The sequence below is a fragment of the Xanthomonas sp. NCPPB 3959 genome (assembly GCF_056675575.1).
Genome location: NZ_JBWWVR010000028.1, coordinates 1 through 16,497, shown reverse-complemented (window position 1 = coordinate 16,497; position 16,497 = coordinate 1). Strand labels below are relative to the sequence as shown.

The following is a 16,497-nucleotide window of genomic DNA, read 5'->3' as shown; positions in this document are numbered from 1 at the left end:
GAATGGGCGCCCCCGCTCCACTGCCGACGACCTGCCCGCCATGACCCTCGCCCCTGATTCGCGCACCGCCAAAAAGCGCGTACCGCTGTACGAGGAAGTGGCTGAGCGCCTGCGCCAGAAGATCTACGACTACGCGTTGCCGCCGGGCGAGTGGATCGACGAGCCGGCCCTGGCCGAGGAACTCGGCATCAGCCGCACTCCGTTGCGCGAGAGCCTCAAGCTGCTCGCCGCCGAGGGTCTGGTGCAACTGGACGCCGGCCGTGGCAGCCGGGTCACGCGGCTGACGCTGGAAGATCTCAACCAGCTGTTCCCGGTGATGGCCATGCTCGAAGGCCGCTGCGCGCACGATGCGGTCAAGCGTATCGATGCGGCCGGCGTGCAACGCCTGGAAGACCTGCACGCAGCGATGGAAGCCGCAGCCGACGTTGGTGATCTGGCCGAGTACTACCGCAACAATTATCTGATTCATGAAACCGTGCAGCAGTACGCCGGCAATCCGTGGTTGATCCGGGTCACCCACGATCTGCACCGCATCCTCAAGATGCATCGTGGCCGTCAGCTGCTGACGCCGGGACGCATGGCGCAATCGTTGGCCGAGCATCGTGCATTGATGGAGTGCGTGCGGCGCGGCGATGCCGAGGGCGCAGAGCGCACGATGCACGGGCATCTGTTGAGCCAGGGGCAGGCCTTGGCGGCGTATGTGGCAGCGGGCGGCATGTTGAATGTGCCGGCACCCTTGCCGCGGGTCGGCGGGGTGTAGAGCCGCCGTGGCGAACCGCTTAAAGCAGCTGGCCTGATCCCAGTAGCACCTGACGCTCCTACCCTTCGCCCTCCGGGAGAAGGTGCCCGAAGGGCGGATGAGGGTACGTCCGCACGTAGCGGCGGGAAGCTCTTGCTCTTGCTAATCCCAAATCCCAAATCCCAAATCCCGGCCATTGAAAAACCGGGCTACTGCACACCCAACCCAAGCAACCCATCCACACGTTCAATCAACTGCGTCCCAGCCAACCCGGCAAACACCTCCGGGTGCGCATAGCCCCACGCCACCGCAGCAAACGGCAATCCCACCACTTGCGCCGCTTCCCAGTCGGCCATCTGGTCGCCCACATACACCGCCTGCGTCGCGCCATACCCGGTGGCGCGCAACACGCGACGCAAGGCGCGTTGCTTGCCTAGCAGATGCGCACCACCATCGATCACGGCGAACTTCGCGCTCAAGTCCTTACCCAAGGCGCGTTGCACATTCTCCACCGAGTTCGACGACACCACTGCCAGGCGCGTGCCGCTGGCATGCAGCGTCTCCACTACGTCGCCGATGCCGTCAAATAACGCCATCGGTGGGGCGGCGCGCATCAGGCGGATAAAGTCGGCGGCCACCAGCGGCACGCGCCAGGCACGCAGCCCGGAGGCCTTGAGCAGCTCCCGCGTACTCAGCCGGCGAGCATCCTCCACTTCGTGCGCCTGTGCCGCACGGAAACCGTGCCGCTCGGCCAGCACGCGCTGCGTGCTCAAAAAGAAACCGAACGAGTCGGCCAGGGTGCCGTCGAAATCGAAAATGATCAGTGCAGGCATTGCAGCGCAAGTATCAGGGCGTCATAGCCTACCCAATGCCGCTGATGCGCCATACGCACACACGCCACTACATGTGCGCGCAGGCGATGCCGCTTACACTTCGGCGAAGTGCGGCAAGATCGGGTTGTCGCCGTCGGCGTGCTGTTCGATGACCTTGCGCTGCATCGCGGACAGATACGCATCCAGCTCTTCGGTGGAGGCGAACACATCGCTCAGCGGCACCGCCTTGACCATGTCGAAGACCTTGCGGATCTGCGGCTGCGGGTTGGTCACCAACAGCTTGCCCTGATGGGTCGCCAGTGCCTTGCGCACCTTGAAGATGCTGCGGATGCCGGCGCTGGAAATGTATTCCAGCGCGGTCAGGTCCAGCACCAGGGTGACGATGCTGGTGCCCAGCAGTGGCGACAGCGCCGCATCCAGGTCCTGGTAGGTGTGGGAGTCCAGGCGCCCGGTCAGGATCACGCGTTGACGGGTGTCTTGCGGCGGGTCGATCTGGATGGCGAGCGTGGTCATGGCAGTGCCTCGGGGACAGGGGCGTACGGATGCAGCAAGGTGATACGCACGACGTTATATGCACCATCGCGACGGTAGTCGATGTGATCGGCGAACTGATGCACCAAAAACAACCCCAATCCGCCGATCGGCCGATCGTCGAGCGCCGCGTCCAGCTCCAGTTCCGGCAGCGCACGCGGGTCGAAGGCGCTGCCCGGGTCGCTCAGCTCCAGTACCAGCGCCTGCGCGTCCAGCTGCAGCTGCAGGCGTAAGGGCTGTTCGGCGCATTGGCCGTGGGTGAGCGCGTTGCAGCCGAGTTCTTCCACGATCAGCCGCACCTGGCCGATGCGCGCTTCGTGCAGGCCTTCGCGCATCAGCGAGTCTTCCAGCGCGTCGTTGGCGCCGGCCAGTTGGGCCAGCGACGGCGCGATGGCCAGTTCGAGCTTCATCCGGTCGTTACCTTTCCGGGACCGTCCCGGCCAGCGTCTGCCACTGGCTCAGCATGCTCCTGGCGCAGCCGGATCGCCAGCAGCGTGATGTCGTCGTACGCATCGGCCTGGCCGGTGAAACCGGCGATATCGTCGATGACCGCCTTGCATTGTGCCGCCGCGCTACGGCGCGGGTGCAGCGCGGCCAGCAGCCGCTCCAGCCCGTAGCTGGCGCCATGTTCGTCCATTGCCTCGGTCACGCCATCGGTATAACCCAGCAGCGTCTGCCCGGCGCTCATGCGGCCCTGCAGCACCGGGTAGGCCAGCTGCGGCTCGATCCCCAGCGGCGCACCGGTTTCCAGCGGCAACGGCCGCACCGTGCCATCCAGGTCGATCAACAGCGGCGGCTCGTGCCCGGCGCTTGCCAGCCAGTACTCGCCGCTCACCACATTGATCACCCCGCACAGCACGGTGGCGAACATGCACGGCTCGTTGTTCTCGGCCAGCCGCGTGGAGGCGGCGATCAGAATGGCGTCCGGGCGCGTGTGCCGGCGCGCGGCGATTTCCAGCACGCTCACCGCGCGCGCCATGAACAAGGCGGCCGGCACGCCCTTGTCGGAGACATCGCCAACCACAAACCACAACAGCCCCGGCTCGGTCTCGATGAAGTGGTAAAAATCGCCGCCCACCGCCTTGGCCGGCCAGCCAGGCGCAGGTTTCCAGATGCGAGTTGGCGCGGTCGAAGGTGCGCCCGGACGGCAGCATCGCCTGCTGGATCTCGCGCGCAATCTGCAGCTCGCTGTACATGCGTTCGCGCGCAGAGGTCATCTCGCCGATCTGCGCGATATGGTCGCGGATCGCACCGCGCGCACTGTCGAACGCACGCGCCATCACGCCCACTTCGTCATCGCGTTCGATATGTCGCAGCGGGTACTCGAATTCGCCACGGCGAAAATGCTCGGCGGTATCGGTCAATTCCTCGATCGGCCGCGTCAAGGTGCGCGTGATCCGCCCCATCAACCACCACCACACCGCCGCGCCCAGCAACGCCGCCAACGCCACCCATGCGGCCAGCCAGTTCAGGCCGGCCAGCACGTAGTTTTCCGATGCGGACAGCACGAAGGTCCAGCCGCTGCGTCCCACTGCCGCGCTATGGGTCAGAAAGCGCTCGCCATCGGGCGCGGTGTGCGAGAACGAGATCGGCTGACCCGCCGCCACTGCGCGCTGCAGCGGTGCCAGATCCGGGCGCGAACGCGCCACGTAGGTAGCGAGCGTGTCATGCAGATTGAGCGCAGGGTCGGGGCTGAACATCACCATCCCCTCCGGCGACAACAGCATCGGCCGGATACTGATGTCGTGCGGCAGCTGGTCGATGATGGCGCGCAGATGTTGCAGCGGCAGATCCACGCTCACCATGCCCACCGGCGCCGCATCCACCGCATCGCCCGGCCGGCGCAGCGGCAGGTTGTAACTGGTGTACAACTCGCTGCCGCCATTGGTGTTGATATACGGCTCGGACCACCATGCACGCCCTTCGCGCTGGGTGCGCAGATACCACGGCATCGCGCGGTAGTCGTCGCCCAGCTCCTGCACCGATTTTTCCAGCACGCGCGTGCCATCGCGATGCACGTACCAGACAAACCCGGTATCGCCGGCTTTTTGCGTGCGCGGTTCGATGATCAAACGCGCCGCACCGATATCCGGGTCGCCACTGAGCGTGGCCAGCAGCAATGCACGCAGATTGAACGGCTGCAGCCCCACCGCACCGCTGCTGGCGGCCAATGTGCGGCCGCTCACCTGCACCGAATCCAGCATCGCCGCCAGGCTGCGCGCGGTCTGCTCGGTCAAACCATCCACTTCAGTGCGTGCCGCCTCCACCAATTCGGCACGGGCGCCGAGATAAAACACCGTGCCCAGCACGCTCAGCAGCAGCACCAGCACTGCGGTGGCGGCCAGCAACACGCGCATGCGCAGGCTGCGCCGCCAGTGCACGCGCGGGGTGACGGCCACGTTGTCGGCTGGCGATGTGAACCCCGTGGCGATAACGCGCTCCCCCTAGCGGACAGGTCGAATCATGGCAGCTTTCCGGCGGGCAACAACTGCCTCACGTCAGCTGCCGTAAATTGACCCCACCGGCTCAAGCGGACTAGATTGAGCCCCCTTATCGCCATGGAGGCCGGCCTTGCGCCTGATTCTCACACCGAGCCTGCTGGCCCTTTTGCTTACGGCCTGTAACGCCCCGGAGACCAGCATGACCCAGACCACATCCCCCGCAACCGAGGCCACTGCAGAAGCCGACGTGGAGGCGGGCGGTCGCGGCCTTGCCAAATTGAATCCCAGCCCGCGCAAGGCCTTCGAGGTCACGCTGACCCTGGACAAGGCGCCCGGTACCTTCGGCCTGGTCCAGGGTGCGGCGCAATACGACGTCAGCAACGAAGCCGAATGCGGCAAGATCCAGCCCGAGACCGGTACTGCCGGGCGCATCACCAGCCAGGAAGACTTCGCGCTCAAGAAGATCTCCGACACCGAATACCGCGGCACCGTCTATCTGGACCTGATGCAGGACGAGGACTATTACGGCCGCGGCGTCTGCCATTGGGAATTCAGTGGTGCCAGCGTGCTGCTCAAGGCCACCGGTGCCGAGGAAGAGACGCGCTTTTTGTCGTTTATCGAAGGCAAGACGGTGACGGCGCAGCAGCCGCAGACGAAGTACTACTGGTCTGAGCGCTATCCGCGTTCGGAGATGAGCGATTTCCCGGACATGGGAAAGCTCGAACTTGATGACTTCAAGCCGGAAATCCGCGACAAGCTCTTCACCATCACGTTGGCTGCCAAGGAAGTTGCGCCATGAGCATTCCTTCACCGCAATATGCCGGTTTGTCTGAGGATGCCTATAAGGATCGCGCGGTAGGCCGACGCGCGCCGGGGCAGGAAGAGATCGTGACGATCGAGGGGCAGCGTTACGCCGTTCTCGAACACGTCAACAACAAGTCCAATGGCTACCAAGGCACCATTTACCGCCGTGAGGGTAGTGGCGAGATTGTTGTCGCGCATCGGGGCACCGAAGGCGCGGCCAAGGACATTCTCACCGACGCGGCGATGGTCACCTCGCGGACCAATCCGCAAGCAGCCGATGCATTGGTGCTGACCAAGCATGCATTGGGTTATGCCAAGGAAATCGGTAAGGAAGAGGGACGCACGCCCGAAGTCACCGTCACCGGCCACTCCCTCGGCGGCGCGCTCGCACAGGTCTCCGCGCACCATTACGACCTCAAGGGCGAGACCTTCAACTCGTACGGCGCGGCCAGCCTGAGCTACCGCATTCCGGAAGGCGGCAACAGCGTGATCAACCACGTCATGGCGTCCGATCCGGTGAGCGCGGCATCCCCGCATTTCGGGCAGGTGCGCATCTATGCCAAGCCGGATGAAATCACCACGTTGAATGGCGCCGGCTACAGCAACAGTAAGGCCAACTTCCTGATCCCGGACTACCCGCTGGTGGCGGCCGGCAACTCGCTGGGCGCGCACAAGCTGGGCAACTTCCTGGGCGAGCACTCGGCGCTCACCGATCCCAACGCGCGCCCGCTGGCCGAAAAGAACGCGCGGATGATCGACGAATACCGCAACGATGTGGATGGGCTGCGCACCGGCACCACCATTCTGACGCGTAGCGCGCGTGGCCTCGGGCAGGACGCGGTGGATGCCATCCGCGGCCCGCTCGCACCGGGCGAGCCCGCCAAGCGCGACGCGCGCGAGCATGGCAACGACCACACCTCGCTGCGCATCGACCAGCCCGGGCACGTGGGCAATAGCCTGTTCCAAGATGCGCAACGTGGCGTGCACGCGCAGGACGCACGCGCCGGGCGCACACCCGACCAGCACAGTGCCCAGTTGTCCGGCTCGCTCGCATCGGAAATGCATGCCGTCGGCGGCAAGCGCATCGACGAGGTGGTAATGAGCCCCGATGCAGCGCGCACCTTCGCCGTGCAGGGCCGTGCCGACGACCCCGCGCAGCTGCGCGTCAGCGTCGAGACGATGACCGCCATCAATACCCCGCTCGAACAGAGCAGCCAGCGCGTTGCAGAAAATGCCGCACGCCAGTCGGTGGCATTGGAACAGCAGCAGTCGCAGACCCAGCAACAGCAGCAGGGCGCCCGCGCGATGAGTTGAGTGCGGTCATGCGTTTGCGGCCCGGTGGTGTTCATTCGCCCAACCAGCCTCCGTGACGCAGTGCCGCTTCAACCTGCCACTGCTTCCATCGCACGTTGCACCAAAAACGCCGGCTTGCCCGGCGTTTTTGTTTGATCGCTGCCGATCCTCCAGCGAGAGTTCGTTGAGTGCGCCGAACACGCAGGGCATCAGGAGTTGCGCTTCCACCAGCGCGCCCAATTGCCGGCAGGCCTGTAGCGCGTTGCCGCATCGCATCAGGCTCAGGGTCATTGCGGTCGCAGACGGTCGGCCATGCGTGTCGTTGCGGCGACAGAGCGCCAGCATCAGATGCCTCGCGCAGTACCGCGCCGTTTTTCTGTTGCACCCGCACAACATCGCGCTGGTGAAAATAGTGCCAGTTCGCTGGCGCAAGGTTTTTTCCGCCGCGAACTATGCCGCAATGGCCCAGCACCTATAGCGAGCGCAACCGCGTTGCAGTGCCGTGTTTGAATCGCCACCGTTTCGCAGCGTGCGTGGCTGTCGCGGCATTGCCCGCATCGCCGCACAGCACGCGGTGAGATTCAGGGGGATCAGGCAAGGCGCCGAGTGGCGCGACATCCATCGATCAAGGGAGAGGGTTTCATGAGCATGTTTCGTAAGGGCTATAGCCGCTTGCTGTTGGTGCTGCTGCTGGGCTTCGTCAGCGCCGGCGCGGGCGCGCAAGGCATCGCCAAGGGCGCCGATGTCAGCTGGCTCAACCAGCAGGCCGCGGCCAACCCGCCGCAGGTGTTTCGCGATGCGGCCGGCAACACCACCGACTTCATCAAGCTGTTCAAGGACGTGGGCGGCAACGCAGTGCGCCTGCGCGTGTGGGTCAACCCGTCCGGCGGCTGGAACGATGGCCGCGACACGCTCGACAAGGCCAAGCGCGCCGCCGCGCAGGGCATGCGCATCATGATCGACTTCCATTACAGCGACAGCTGGGCCGACCCTGGCAAGCAGAACAAGCCGGCCGCCTGGGCGGGCCACTCCGTCGCCCAGCTCAACACCGATGTCTATAGCCACACCCAGGGCATCCTCAAGTACCTCAAGGACAACGGCATCACCGTCAGCTGGGTGCAGGTGGGCAACGAGATCAACAGCGGCATGCTGTGGAACGAGGGCAAAACGCCCAACTTCGCCAACCTGGGCCAGTTCATCAACAGCGGCTACAACGCCACCAAGGCCGTGTACCCCAACGCCAAGGTCATCGTGCATCTGGCCAACGGCTACGACAACGCCAACTTCCGCTGGTTCTTCGACAATCTGCGCTCGGCCGGCGGCAAGTGGGACGTCATCGGCATGTCGCATTACCCGCCGGTGGGCAGCTGGCAGGACTACAACAACCGCCTGGACACCAACATGCGCGACATGATCTCCCGCTACGGCAGCGACGTGGTCGTGGCCGAGGTCGGCATGGACTGGCAACAGGCCGCCACCACCCGCGCCATGCTCACCAACCTGCTCAGCCGCAGCAACGCCATCGGCTCGCGCGTGCTCGGCGTGTTTTATTGGGAACCCAACGCCTACCCCGGCTGGCAGGGCTACACCATGGGCGCGGTCAACAACAACGGCCAACTGACCGAAGCGCTGCAGGCGTTCTGACCAGCCGCGCCACGCAACCGGGCACCCATCGCCCACCCCCGTAGGAGCGCACCCGGGCGCGACGGGCTTTACCGGTAACGCCCCTCGCGCCCGGGTGCGCTCCTACGGTGCATGCACATCGGTCCATTCCGCGCCGAGCCTGGCGCTGGCGCTCGGCAATCGCCCGCCAGCGGCCCTTATCCTTTGGTCGTACACCAGCAGCGCCCGCATGCGTGGCACCCGCCGCCAACACCCACCCACGCACAACACCATCCCATTCCATACGCACCCGTAGCGAGGAATGGCAACAGGTGCGTGCGGTACACTTGGGGGTTCACGAATTCACGATGTCGACACACCCGCGGGGTGTGTCCCCCCGGGAGCGCTAATGAACTGGTTGAACGAAGTGCTGCACAACGATCCGAACCCGCTTGAGACGCAGGAGTGGCTCGAATCGATCAAGGCCGTCATCGATGTAGAAGGTCCTGAGCGCGCCCATCAGCTGCTGGAAGGCATGGTCGAACAGACCCGCCGCGCCGGCGCTTACCTGCCGTTCTCGCCCACCACCGAGTACGTCAACACCATCGCACCGGCCAACGAGGCCAAGAACCCCGGCGACTCCGCGCTGGAGTGGAAGATCCGCTCGATCATCCGCTGGAACGCCATGGCCACCGTCGTGCGGGCCAACCGCAAGCCGGGCGACCTGGGCGGCCACATCGCCTCGTTCGCCTCCAGCGCCACGCTGTACGACGTGGGCTTCAACCACTTCTGGCGCGCACCCTCGGACACCCACCCGGGCGACCTGCTGTTCATCCAGGGCCACAGCGCCCCGGGCATCTACGCCCGCGCCTTCCTCGAAGGCCGCATCAGCGAAGCCCAGCTGGACAACTTCCGCATGGAAGTGGACGGCCAGGGCATCTCCTCCTACCCGCACCCGTGGCTGATGCCCGAGTTCTGGCAGACCCCCACCGTGTCGATGGGCCTGGGCCCGCTGGCCGCCATCTACCAGGCGCAGTTCATGCGCTACCTGGAAAACCGCGGCCTGATCGAGAAGTCCGACCGCAAGGTGTGGTGCTTCATCGGCGACGGCGAGTCGGATGAGCCAGAAACCCTCGGCGCCATCGCGCTGGCCGGCCGCGAAGGCCTGGACAACCTCATCTTCGTGGTCAACTGCAACCTGCAGCGCCTGGACGGCCCGGTGCGCGGCAACGGCAAGATCATCCAGGAACTGGAAGGCGTGTTCCGTGGCGGCGGCTGGAACGTCATCAAGCTGCTCTGGGGCGGTTACTGGGACGCCCTGCTGGCCAAGGACACCGACGGCGTCCTCAAGAAGCTGATGATGGAAACCGTCGACGGCGAGTACCAGAACTGCAAGGCCTTCGGCGGCGCCTACACGCGCGCCAACTTCTTCGGCAAGTACCCGGAGACCGCGGCCATGGTCGCCGGCCTGTCCGACGACGACATCTGGCGCCTCAACCGTGGTGGCCACGACCCGCACAAGGTGTACGCCGCCTACAACCAGGCCGTGAACACAAAGGGCATGCCCACCGTGATCCTGGCCAAGACGGTCAAGGGCTACGGCATGGGCTCGGCTGGTGAGGCGCTCAACCCCACCCACCAGACCAAGAAGCTGGACGATGCGGCGGTCAAGCACTTCCGCGACCGCTTCAACATTCCGGTCACCGACGCTCAGCTGGAAGACGGCCAGGTGCCGTTCTACCACCCCGGCGAAGACTCCCCGGAAGTGCAGTACCTCAAAGAGCGCCGAAACGTGTTGGGCGGCTTTCTGCCCTCGCGCCGTCCCAAGGCCAGCAAGTCCTTTGTCGCGCCCACGCTCGACAAGTTCGAGCGCCTGCTCAAGGACAGCGGCGAGCGCAGCTATTCCACCACCATGTCCTTCGTGCAGAGCCTCAACATCGCCCTGCGCGACAAGGAGCTTGGCCCGCGCATCGTGCCGATCGTGGCCGATGAGGCGCGCACCTTCGGTATGGAAGGCATGTTCCGCCAGATCGGCATCTATGCCCCGTTCGGCCAGAAGTACAAGCCGGTCGATGCCGACCAGCTGATGTACTACCGCGAAGACCAGACCGGCCAGGTGCTGCAGCAGGGCATCAGCGAGCCCGGCGCCATCGCCTCGTGGATGGCCGCCGGCACCAGTTACTCGGTCTCCGACGTGCCGATGCTGCCGTTCTACATTTACTACTCCATGTTCGGCTTCCAGCGCGTGGGCGACATCGCCTGGCAGGCAGCGGACATGCGCACGCGTGGCTTTCTGCTCGGCGGCACCGCCGGCCGCACCACGCTCAATGGCGAAGGCCTGCAGCACGAAGACGGCTTCAGCCAGGTCATCGCCGGCTCCATCCCGAACGTGCGTAGCTACGACCCGACCTTCGGCTTCGAAGTCACCGTCATCATGCAGCACGGCATGAAGGCGATGATGGAAGACCAGATCGACGAGTACTACTACATCACCCTGATGAACGAGAACTACGCCCACCCCGGCATGCCGGACGGCGCAGCCGAGGGCATCATCAAGGGCATGTACCTGCTCAAGGACGCCGGCAAGCCCAAGAAGGGCGAGCTGCGCGTGCAGCTGCTGGGCAGCGGCACCATCCTGCGCGAGGCCATTGCCGCGGCCGAGCTGCTGGACAAGGACTTCGGCGTCACCGCCGACATCTGGTCCTGCCCCAGCTTCAACGAAGTGCGCCGCGACGGCTTCGCCGCCGAACGCTGGAACCGCCTGCACCCGGAGGCCGAACAGCGCAAGCCCTACGTCACCCAGCTGCTGGAAGGCCGCCAGGGCCCGGCAATTGCCGCAACGGACTACGTGCGGCTGTTTGCCGACCAGATCCGCGCCTTCGTCCCGATGACTTACAGCGTGCTCGGCACGGATGGGTTCGGTCGCTCGGATACGCGTGCCAACCTGCGTCGGTTCTTCGAAGTGGACCGCTACTACATCGCGCATGCGGCGATTGCCGCGCTGGCGAAGGATGGCAAGATGACCGGCAAGGATGTGGCGCGGGCGATCAAGCAGTACAAGATTGATCCTGAGAAGGCGAATCCTGTTGGGGTTTGAGTTGAGTGCACAAAGGCCTGTCGATAATGAGAATTGAAGAAATAGGTTTCGACAGTTACAAAGCCTTTGGCTCTCAAAGAGACGGGGAGACGGCGCACGCATTGCGTTTAGCGCCGTTAACTCTCTTGTTAGGCAAGAACAATAGTGGAAAAAGTACGGTCGCTCGACTGCCCATACTGCTTTTGGGCGGATTAGAGTGCAAGGATGAGCTTGTCTTGCCCTTAGAAGTGAGAGGGCAAGTATACGGACACAATTTTCTCGATATAGCTTTTGGGGGTGATTTCTTTAGTAAGCCCCGCTTCTCGGTTCGCGCAATGCGTGGCGGTAAAACTCTAGAGCTCGACGTCACATTATTTGTCGCAGGTGCACTTTCGGCCGAAAGTCCACCTAAGTTTTGGTCGTATAAAATGGTTTCCCCCGAGAAGCTTGAATATCAAATTGCGGAAGATTTGGAGAATAATCCCCCGCTAAATTTTCTACCTCGCACATCGATATGGGATGATTGGCGCAAGTCCGCGGCAAAAGTATTGGATGAGATGGTTCATATAGGACCAGTCCGGTCTTCGATTTTGATGAACTATTCGAATGGGCCTTTTGCAGGTTTCGACACCTCAGGCCGAAATGTTCCTCTTCTACTTAGAGAAAACTCGACCTTGGCAGAGCAAGTCGGCTTTTGGTACGAGAGCCATTTGGATGGTTGGCGGCTCGGGCTTCAAAAAGATAGCTCGAGCTTTAGTTTGCGCATCACCAATCAATCAAAGGTTTCTACGAATCTCGCCCAGGCAGGAGAAGGGTTGCAGCAAGTGCTTCCGGTGGTGTGTCATCAGTTATGGCGGCAACAGGCTGAGACTTCAGACTTCTTGGATGTGATTGAACAGCCAGAGCTGCATTTACATCCCGCTGCGCAGGCGCCCTTAGCAGATTTATTTATAAAAACTGCTTTAGTAACCAAAGGGCAAACAATCGTAGAGACCAACTCCGAAGGAATTCTTCTTAGGGTTCAGCGCAGAATAGCTGAAGGGGTTATCCCCCCCGCAGCTGTTGCAATATATTTTGTACAGCCTACTGATCTAGGCAGCGTGTTGCGCGAAATAAAGCTCGACGAAAATGGTGAAATGGATTGGTGGCCTGATGGGGTGTTCGAAGAAGATTTTGCTGAAGTATCCGCAATTCGTCGGGCTCAACGGAAACTCGGCATTGGAGGGGGGGGTGCTGAATGAATCTTATAGTCACGGAAGATGTTTTTAATGCAGATGATTTAACTCTCAGGCTCCTAGATCAGATTATTGATAGAGTTGAGGACGGAGTGCATAGGATTGAGATAAAAGGGGCCGACAGGCTTAAAGAATCTGATTTTTACTTGAAGGCTAGGCCTGGTAGACAGAGATTTCTCCTTGGTGCGGCGTCTCGGATTCCAACCCACAGAGCTTCGCGTCGCACGCATCTTGGGGATGTAGTCATTGATTCTCCGGCTGCGGTGATTGAGGCAAGAAAGATTGCTTATACCCCACTTACACTTTTAGTTGAAGATCGCGAGGCTGATGGCGTTCTTATTGAAATAATAATAAATAAGTTGGCCTCCCCGGAAATGCGCGAATTGTGGGATTTCGCTTTTAAAGCTACGCCGGCGGGCATCGAGATAACTACAGCTGGCGGAGTTAATGCAATGCCTCAGCGGATTTCACGCATTCTCTCTGAAGCTAATATTAATAAGGCTCTTAGGCTCATCGTTATATGTGATTCTGACAATCGCTGGCCTCTTGATCCGAAGAATCTGAGCCAAAATTCGATTGATGAGATAAAAAATCTTTGTGTATCTTCTAACATAAGATTTCACGTCCTAAAGAAAAGAACGGCTGAAAACTATATACCGGACGAGGTCTTCATCGCAGCTAGTAAATTTCACGGAAACTTGTCTCATAAGCCGAGATTTTTAGCCCTCCTTGAACGAACTGCTTTGCAGCGAGATCATTTTCCTGTTAAAGATGGGATGAGCGATGCAGAGAGGGAGTCTGTAGTAGAAGCGGGATTTTATTCTGCGGCAGAGATTGCGCACCTGGATCTTTTAAAGGAAAGGCTTTTTCCAAAAAGACCAAGGCTGATGCTTACGGTGCATCGAGAATATTTGGACACAATTACAGCAGCAGGCTTGCGAGCTAGAGACGGCTCCGGGGAATTTGATGATATTATGAATTTATTTTCTATTGAGCTCTGAGATCATATGGATGCCGCTGACTTCGTCCCGGAAATCACACCGCAAGTTATCCATCTTATAGATTTATTAAAGAGGGCAAAGGAGGGTAGATTACGTGTGCCTAAGTTTCAACGCGAGTACGTGTGGCGTAGGCAAGATATTGTGGATCTTTTTGATTCGATTGCGCGGCAGTATCCAATAGGAACATTGTTCTTGTGGGGCGCGCAGCCCATACCTAGCAGTCGCCCAAACATCGGACCCCTACTTTTGCCCGAATATAAGGGGGAGACTTGGCTTGTACTTGATGGACAGCAAAGACTCACTACTCTCGTTGGTGTCTTACTAGCTGACGAGGCACAATGGGATGCGGGTTTCGACGAAGATCCTAGCAGGTGGCGTCTTTTTTTTGACGCACAAGCAAATGCGTTTACGCATATACGAGACAACGATCTTGTTCCTGTAAATTATCTGCCGGTTCCATCACTTCTTGATACTGTCAAATTGTTTTCCCAAGTTCAGAAGTTGCTTTCTTCGTCTGCGTCTAAGGAGGAGGCCTTGATTTGGGCAGCAAGAGCACAGGAAGTGGCTCGTGCTATACAAAGCTATCGGATACCGTTGGTGGAGATTAAGACGAACAGCTTGAGTGTTGCAGTGGAAAGCTTCTCCCGACTTAATAAGAAGGGGCGGAGTATTGGTCAAGATGAGATGTTTTCTGCCCTGACTTATAGAGAAAGTGATTCGACACAGTTTCATCTTGCGGCTGAGATTGATCTTGTTCAATCTAAATTGGTAAGGGCTGGGTTTGGCGAAGTTGATAGAGAGGTTGTACTTCGCGCCGTGTTGACGGCTGCCAACCTGGATTTGTATAGGACTGATTGGACCAGGTTAGGTGATCAGGTAAAGCAAGAAGTCAGAACACAACTACCAGATGCCGTGATAGAGGCCTCCAAGGGATTGGAGGCGGCTGTTGCTTTCTTGAAGGAAATTGGGGTAGCAAACTCAAGGATGCTGCCATACAGTATGCAGCTGGTCGCGCTATCCGCTTTTTTTGGCCGCAACAAGAAATTTACTGATGATCAACGCAAGTTTTTGACCAAATGGTTCTGGGCATCATCATTTACCGGTTGGTTCAGTTCAGGCAATGCGGCGTTGATGCGAAGGTTGGTAGATGAGATGCGTGACGATGTGTCGGGTACTGAGTCACCGGTGACGCTGAAGCACATGGACGTTTCAGAAGCGGCTTTGGCGGTTCCTCAGCGTTTTGATATGCGTAGCGCCAGAGTGAGGGCAACGCTTTGTGTCCTATTAGGGCATGGCCCGAAAAGACCGAGTGGTGAGTTGATCAGCCTAGAAGAGGCAACTGCGTTCCTCGTTGAGAGAGGATCCGAATCCATGTCCAAAGTCTGTTACACGGTCCAGAGCGCAGATCTGCAACGCAGTCCTGCTAATAGGGTCTTAGATGTAGCGCCTGCTATACGAGGGCAGGCCAAAAATTGGCTTTTGGAGCTCGATGAAAGTGTTCGAGATGAGGTTCTGCTAAGTCATGCAATAGATCCAAGTACGATTTCTTTGCTCAGAGCAGGAGAGCACGATAAGTTTCTACAGAAGCGTCTCGAGTTTATCAGCTCGATTGAGAATAAATTCATGAAGAAAGTTGGTGTAACTTTGCCAACATCCATGACGCCGAGTCGGACTGCGATTGATTCGGATCCTGCGGACGGGCGTATGGATGATTGAGCTAGTTGATTAGCTATCATGGAAATATATGGAGTGGTACAACAGGGTCAGGTTTACTTATCAGTCGACGGGGCTTGGCTTGCGTGGTCGATGAGCGGACCTGACGCCCGCGGAGCTGCGAGTCCCGGCTTCGGGCAAAAGGGGACTGAGGTAATTAGCGAACTGGTCGCACAGGCCTGTGCGGCAATGTCTGATAGCGGGCCTGTGTCGCTGCCGTCAAATAACGGGGTCGCAAATAACGGGGTCAGGTTCACTTATCAGTCGGCGGCGCTCGGCTTGCGTGGCCGATGCGCGGGCCTGACGCTCGCAAAGCGACGGGTATTGGCTTCGACCATCGCACGGAAGGCGTCATGGCCCAGGGCTCGCTGCTGCTGCAGATGAAGGCGGATGCTGGCGAGCAGCTCGTCGGGCATAGTTTCATAGAGCAGGGCGAGGTAGGCGTTGGATCGCTCAGTCGGGTCATTGCCAAGCGCAAGCCAGCAGGGATGTGGCGTCAGCGCGGAGTGCCCGCGCTGGCCTAGATTGGCCGGGCAGCTGGACTAACGATACGACGCCGGATCCTCGGTCAGGCGAGCGCGCACGGGTTTGAGCTCAATGTAGCGATAGCAGCGAAGCACGTAGTCCGCACTGTCCACGAGGCAGGCTTTGTAGCGTCCCTCCCATAGCGTACCGGTGCGCCCGTGGCGGCCATTAAATAATTCGACGTAGTTGCGCCCAAGCCGTTGTATCAGTTGCCCGATCCGTCCCGCTGCAGGTGGCGTGATTAGCAAGTGCACATGGTTGTCCATCAATGCATAAGCATGCAGCTGACAGCCTGTTGCGCGCAGGGCCTCGTGCAGCAGGTGCAGGTAGCGCAATCGGTCGGCACCATCCAGAAAGCACGGCAAGCGGTTGTTCCCGCGCTGCACGATGTGCTGCGGGATACCGGGAAGATCGATATGCTGAAGCCTGGCCACTCGGCAAGGCTCGCAGCAAGGCATTGGTGCTGATAGCGAGGACACCCTGCCGAAGGATTAGGCCGCAGCTTAAAATTTGCGTAGGAAGTAAACCCGATCGCTGCTAGCGGTGTATAAATACGCAAAGCCATAGGCGCGCGGCTCGCTAGTCTTGCTTAAAGTGAAGGGATACACATGCAACGATACGGGCAACTACTGCTATGTGTTCTGGTCTGCTCAGGCATCTCGCTGCTGACAAGTTGCCAGGCACAGACAACCCAGACGCAGGAC

Annotated in this window: 14 protein-coding genes and 1 pseudogene; 9 read left to right on the top strand and 6 right to left on the bottom strand. The window is 60.4% G+C overall.

The genetic code is table 11. The features are described from left to right. Positions 1–40: 40 nt before the first annotated feature. The gene (locus AC1KVG_RS21000; RefSeq protein ID WP_183086634.1) at positions 41–760 is read left to right on the top strand and encodes a GntR family transcriptional regulator; all 720 of its coding nucleotides are present in this window, start codon (positions 41–43) and stop codon (positions 758–760) included. A gap of 188 nt (positions 761–948) precedes the next feature. On the opposite strand, the gene AC1KVG_RS20995 is transcribed toward AC1KVG_RS21000, so the two are convergent. From AC1KVG_RS20995 to AC1KVG_RS20980, 4 genes and pseudogenes are all read right to left on the bottom strand, one after another. Next, positions 949–1,572, bottom strand: a complete 624-nt coding sequence (locus AC1KVG_RS20995; protein WP_481095702.1) for an HAD hydrolase-like protein — start codon at positions 1,570–1,572, stop codon at positions 949–951. Between the two features lie 93 nt (positions 1,573–1,665). Further along, the gene (locus tag AC1KVG_RS20990; protein WP_006452511.1) at positions 1,666–2,085 is read right to left on the bottom strand and encodes an STAS domain-containing protein; all 420 of its coding nucleotides are present in this window, start codon (positions 2,083–2,085) and stop codon (positions 1,666–1,668) included. Then, positions 2,082–2,513, bottom strand: a complete 432-nt coding sequence (locus tag AC1KVG_RS20985) for an ATP-binding protein (RefSeq protein ID WP_023905273.1) — start codon at positions 2,511–2,513, stop codon at positions 2,082–2,084. Before AC1KVG_RS20985 ends, AC1KVG_RS20990 begins: the two co-directional genes overlap by 4 nt. Then, positions 2,510–4,460 (bottom strand): annotated as a pseudogene (locus AC1KVG_RS20980) (SpoIIE family protein phosphatase). The gene AC1KVG_RS20985 and the pseudogene AC1KVG_RS20980 overlap by 4 nt, the downstream one beginning before the upstream one ends. Positions 4,461–4,743: 283 nt before the next feature. Between AC1KVG_RS20980 and AC1KVG_RS20975 the strand changes: the two are divergent. Together AC1KVG_RS20975 and AC1KVG_RS20970 are read left to right on the top strand one after the other, a co-directional pair. Further along, complete coding sequence (locus AC1KVG_RS20975) at positions 4,744–5,343, top strand: hypothetical protein (RefSeq protein ID WP_481095701.1); 600 nt, start codon at positions 4,744–4,746, stop codon at positions 5,341–5,343. After that, positions 5,340–6,662: an XVIPCD domain-containing protein gene (locus AC1KVG_RS20970; protein WP_481095700.1), complete on the top strand. Its 1,323-nt coding sequence runs from the start codon at positions 5,340–5,342 to the stop codon at positions 6,660–6,662. The genes AC1KVG_RS20975 and AC1KVG_RS20970 overlap by 4 nt, the downstream gene beginning before the upstream one ends. 6 nt (positions 6,663–6,668) lie before the next feature. Here AC1KVG_RS20970 and AC1KVG_RS20965 read toward each other — a convergent pair whose 3' ends face one another. Continuing rightward, on the bottom strand, positions 6,669–6,932 hold the full coding sequence (locus tag AC1KVG_RS20965) for a hypothetical protein (RefSeq protein WP_481095699.1): 264 nt from the start codon (positions 6,930–6,932) through the stop codon (positions 6,669–6,671). A gap of 351 nt (positions 6,933–7,283) precedes the next feature. Between AC1KVG_RS20965 and AC1KVG_RS20960 the strand changes: the two genes are divergently transcribed. The 6 genes from AC1KVG_RS20960 to AC1KVG_RS20935 all read left to right on the top strand — a co-directional run bounded on the left by AC1KVG_RS20960 (position 7,284) and on the right by AC1KVG_RS20935 (position 15,792). Then, positions 7,284–8,285, top strand: a complete 1,002-nt coding sequence (locus AC1KVG_RS20960; protein WP_481095698.1) for an arabinogalactan endo-1,4-beta-galactosidase — start codon at positions 7,284–7,286, stop codon at positions 8,283–8,285. A gap of 367 nt (positions 8,286–8,652) precedes the next feature. Further along, complete coding sequence (aceE, locus tag AC1KVG_RS20955; RefSeq protein ID WP_104551705.1) at positions 8,653–11,340, top strand: pyruvate dehydrogenase (acetyl-transferring), homodimeric type; 2,688 nt, start codon at positions 8,653–8,655, stop codon at positions 11,338–11,340. A 26-nt stretch (positions 11,341–11,366) separates the two neighbouring features. Next, positions 11,367–12,560, top strand: a complete 1,194-nt coding sequence (locus AC1KVG_RS20950) for an AAA family ATPase (protein WP_481095697.1) — start codon at positions 11,367–11,369, stop codon at positions 12,558–12,560. Then, positions 12,557–13,555, top strand: a complete 999-nt coding sequence (locus AC1KVG_RS20945; RefSeq protein WP_481095696.1) for a hypothetical protein — start codon at positions 12,557–12,559, stop codon at positions 13,553–13,555. The genes AC1KVG_RS20950 and AC1KVG_RS20945 overlap by 4 nt, the downstream gene beginning before the upstream one ends. Positions 13,556–13,561: 6 nt before the next feature. After that, the gene (locus AC1KVG_RS20940) at positions 13,562–15,271 is read left to right on the top strand and encodes a GmrSD restriction endonuclease domain-containing protein (protein ID WP_481095695.1); all 1,710 of its coding nucleotides are present in this window, start codon (positions 13,562–13,564) and stop codon (positions 15,269–15,271) included. Between the two features lie 350 nt (positions 15,272–15,621). Further along, positions 15,622–15,792: a hypothetical protein gene (locus tag AC1KVG_RS20935; protein WP_481095694.1), complete on the top strand. Its 171-nt coding sequence runs from the start codon at positions 15,622–15,624 to the stop codon at positions 15,790–15,792. An 18-nt stretch (positions 15,793–15,810) separates the two neighbouring features. Here AC1KVG_RS20935 and AC1KVG_RS20930 read toward each other — a convergent pair whose 3' ends face one another. Further along, the gene (locus tag AC1KVG_RS20930) at positions 15,811–16,227 is read right to left on the bottom strand and encodes a transposase (protein ID WP_481095693.1); all 417 of its coding nucleotides are present in this window, start codon (positions 16,225–16,227) and stop codon (positions 15,811–15,813) included. Positions 16,228–16,497: the final 270 nt, after the last annotated feature.

What these genes read in the sequence shown, in the direction of transcription:
- AC1KVG_RS21000 (WP_183086634.1), top strand. Translation starts at nt 41, where the DNA reads ATGACCCTCGCCCCTGATTCGCGCACCGCCAAAAAGCGCGTACCGCTG.
- AC1KVG_RS20995 (WP_481095702.1), bottom strand. Translation starts at nt 1,572, where the DNA reads ATGCCTGCACTGATCATTTTCGATTTCGACGGCACCCTGGCCGACTCG.
- AC1KVG_RS20990 (WP_006452511.1), bottom strand. Translation starts at nt 2,085, where the DNA reads ATGACCACGCTCGCCATCCAGATCGACCCGCCGCAAGACACCCGTCAA.
- AC1KVG_RS20985 (WP_023905273.1), bottom strand. Translation starts at nt 2,513, where the DNA reads ATGAAGCTCGAACTGGCCATCGCGCCGTCGCTGGCCCAACTGGCCGGC.
- AC1KVG_RS20975 (WP_481095701.1), top strand. Translation starts at nt 4,744, where the DNA reads ATGACCCAGACCACATCCCCCGCAACCGAGGCCACTGCAGAAGCCGAC.
- AC1KVG_RS20970 (WP_481095700.1), top strand. Translation starts at nt 5,340, where the DNA reads ATGAGCATTCCTTCACCGCAATATGCCGGTTTGTCTGAGGATGCCTAT.
- AC1KVG_RS20965 (WP_481095699.1), bottom strand. Translation starts at nt 6,932, where the DNA reads ATGACCCTGAGCCTGATGCGATGCGGCAACGCGCTACAGGCCTGCCGG.
- AC1KVG_RS20960 (WP_481095698.1), top strand. Translation starts at nt 7,284, where the DNA reads ATGAGCATGTTTCGTAAGGGCTATAGCCGCTTGCTGTTGGTGCTGCTG.
- aceE (WP_104551705.1), top strand. Translation starts at nt 8,653, where the DNA reads ATGAACTGGTTGAACGAAGTGCTGCACAACGATCCGAACCCGCTTGAG.
- AC1KVG_RS20950 (WP_481095697.1), top strand. Translation starts at nt 11,367, where the DNA reads ATGAGAATTGAAGAAATAGGTTTCGACAGTTACAAAGCCTTTGGCTCT.
- AC1KVG_RS20945 (WP_481095696.1), top strand. Translation starts at nt 12,557, where the DNA reads ATGAATCTTATAGTCACGGAAGATGTTTTTAATGCAGATGATTTAACT.
- AC1KVG_RS20940 (WP_481095695.1), top strand. Translation starts at nt 13,562, where the DNA reads ATGGATGCCGCTGACTTCGTCCCGGAAATCACACCGCAAGTTATCCAT.
- AC1KVG_RS20935 (WP_481095694.1), top strand. Translation starts at nt 15,622, where the DNA reads ATGGCCCAGGGCTCGCTGCTGCTGCAGATGAAGGCGGATGCTGGCGAG.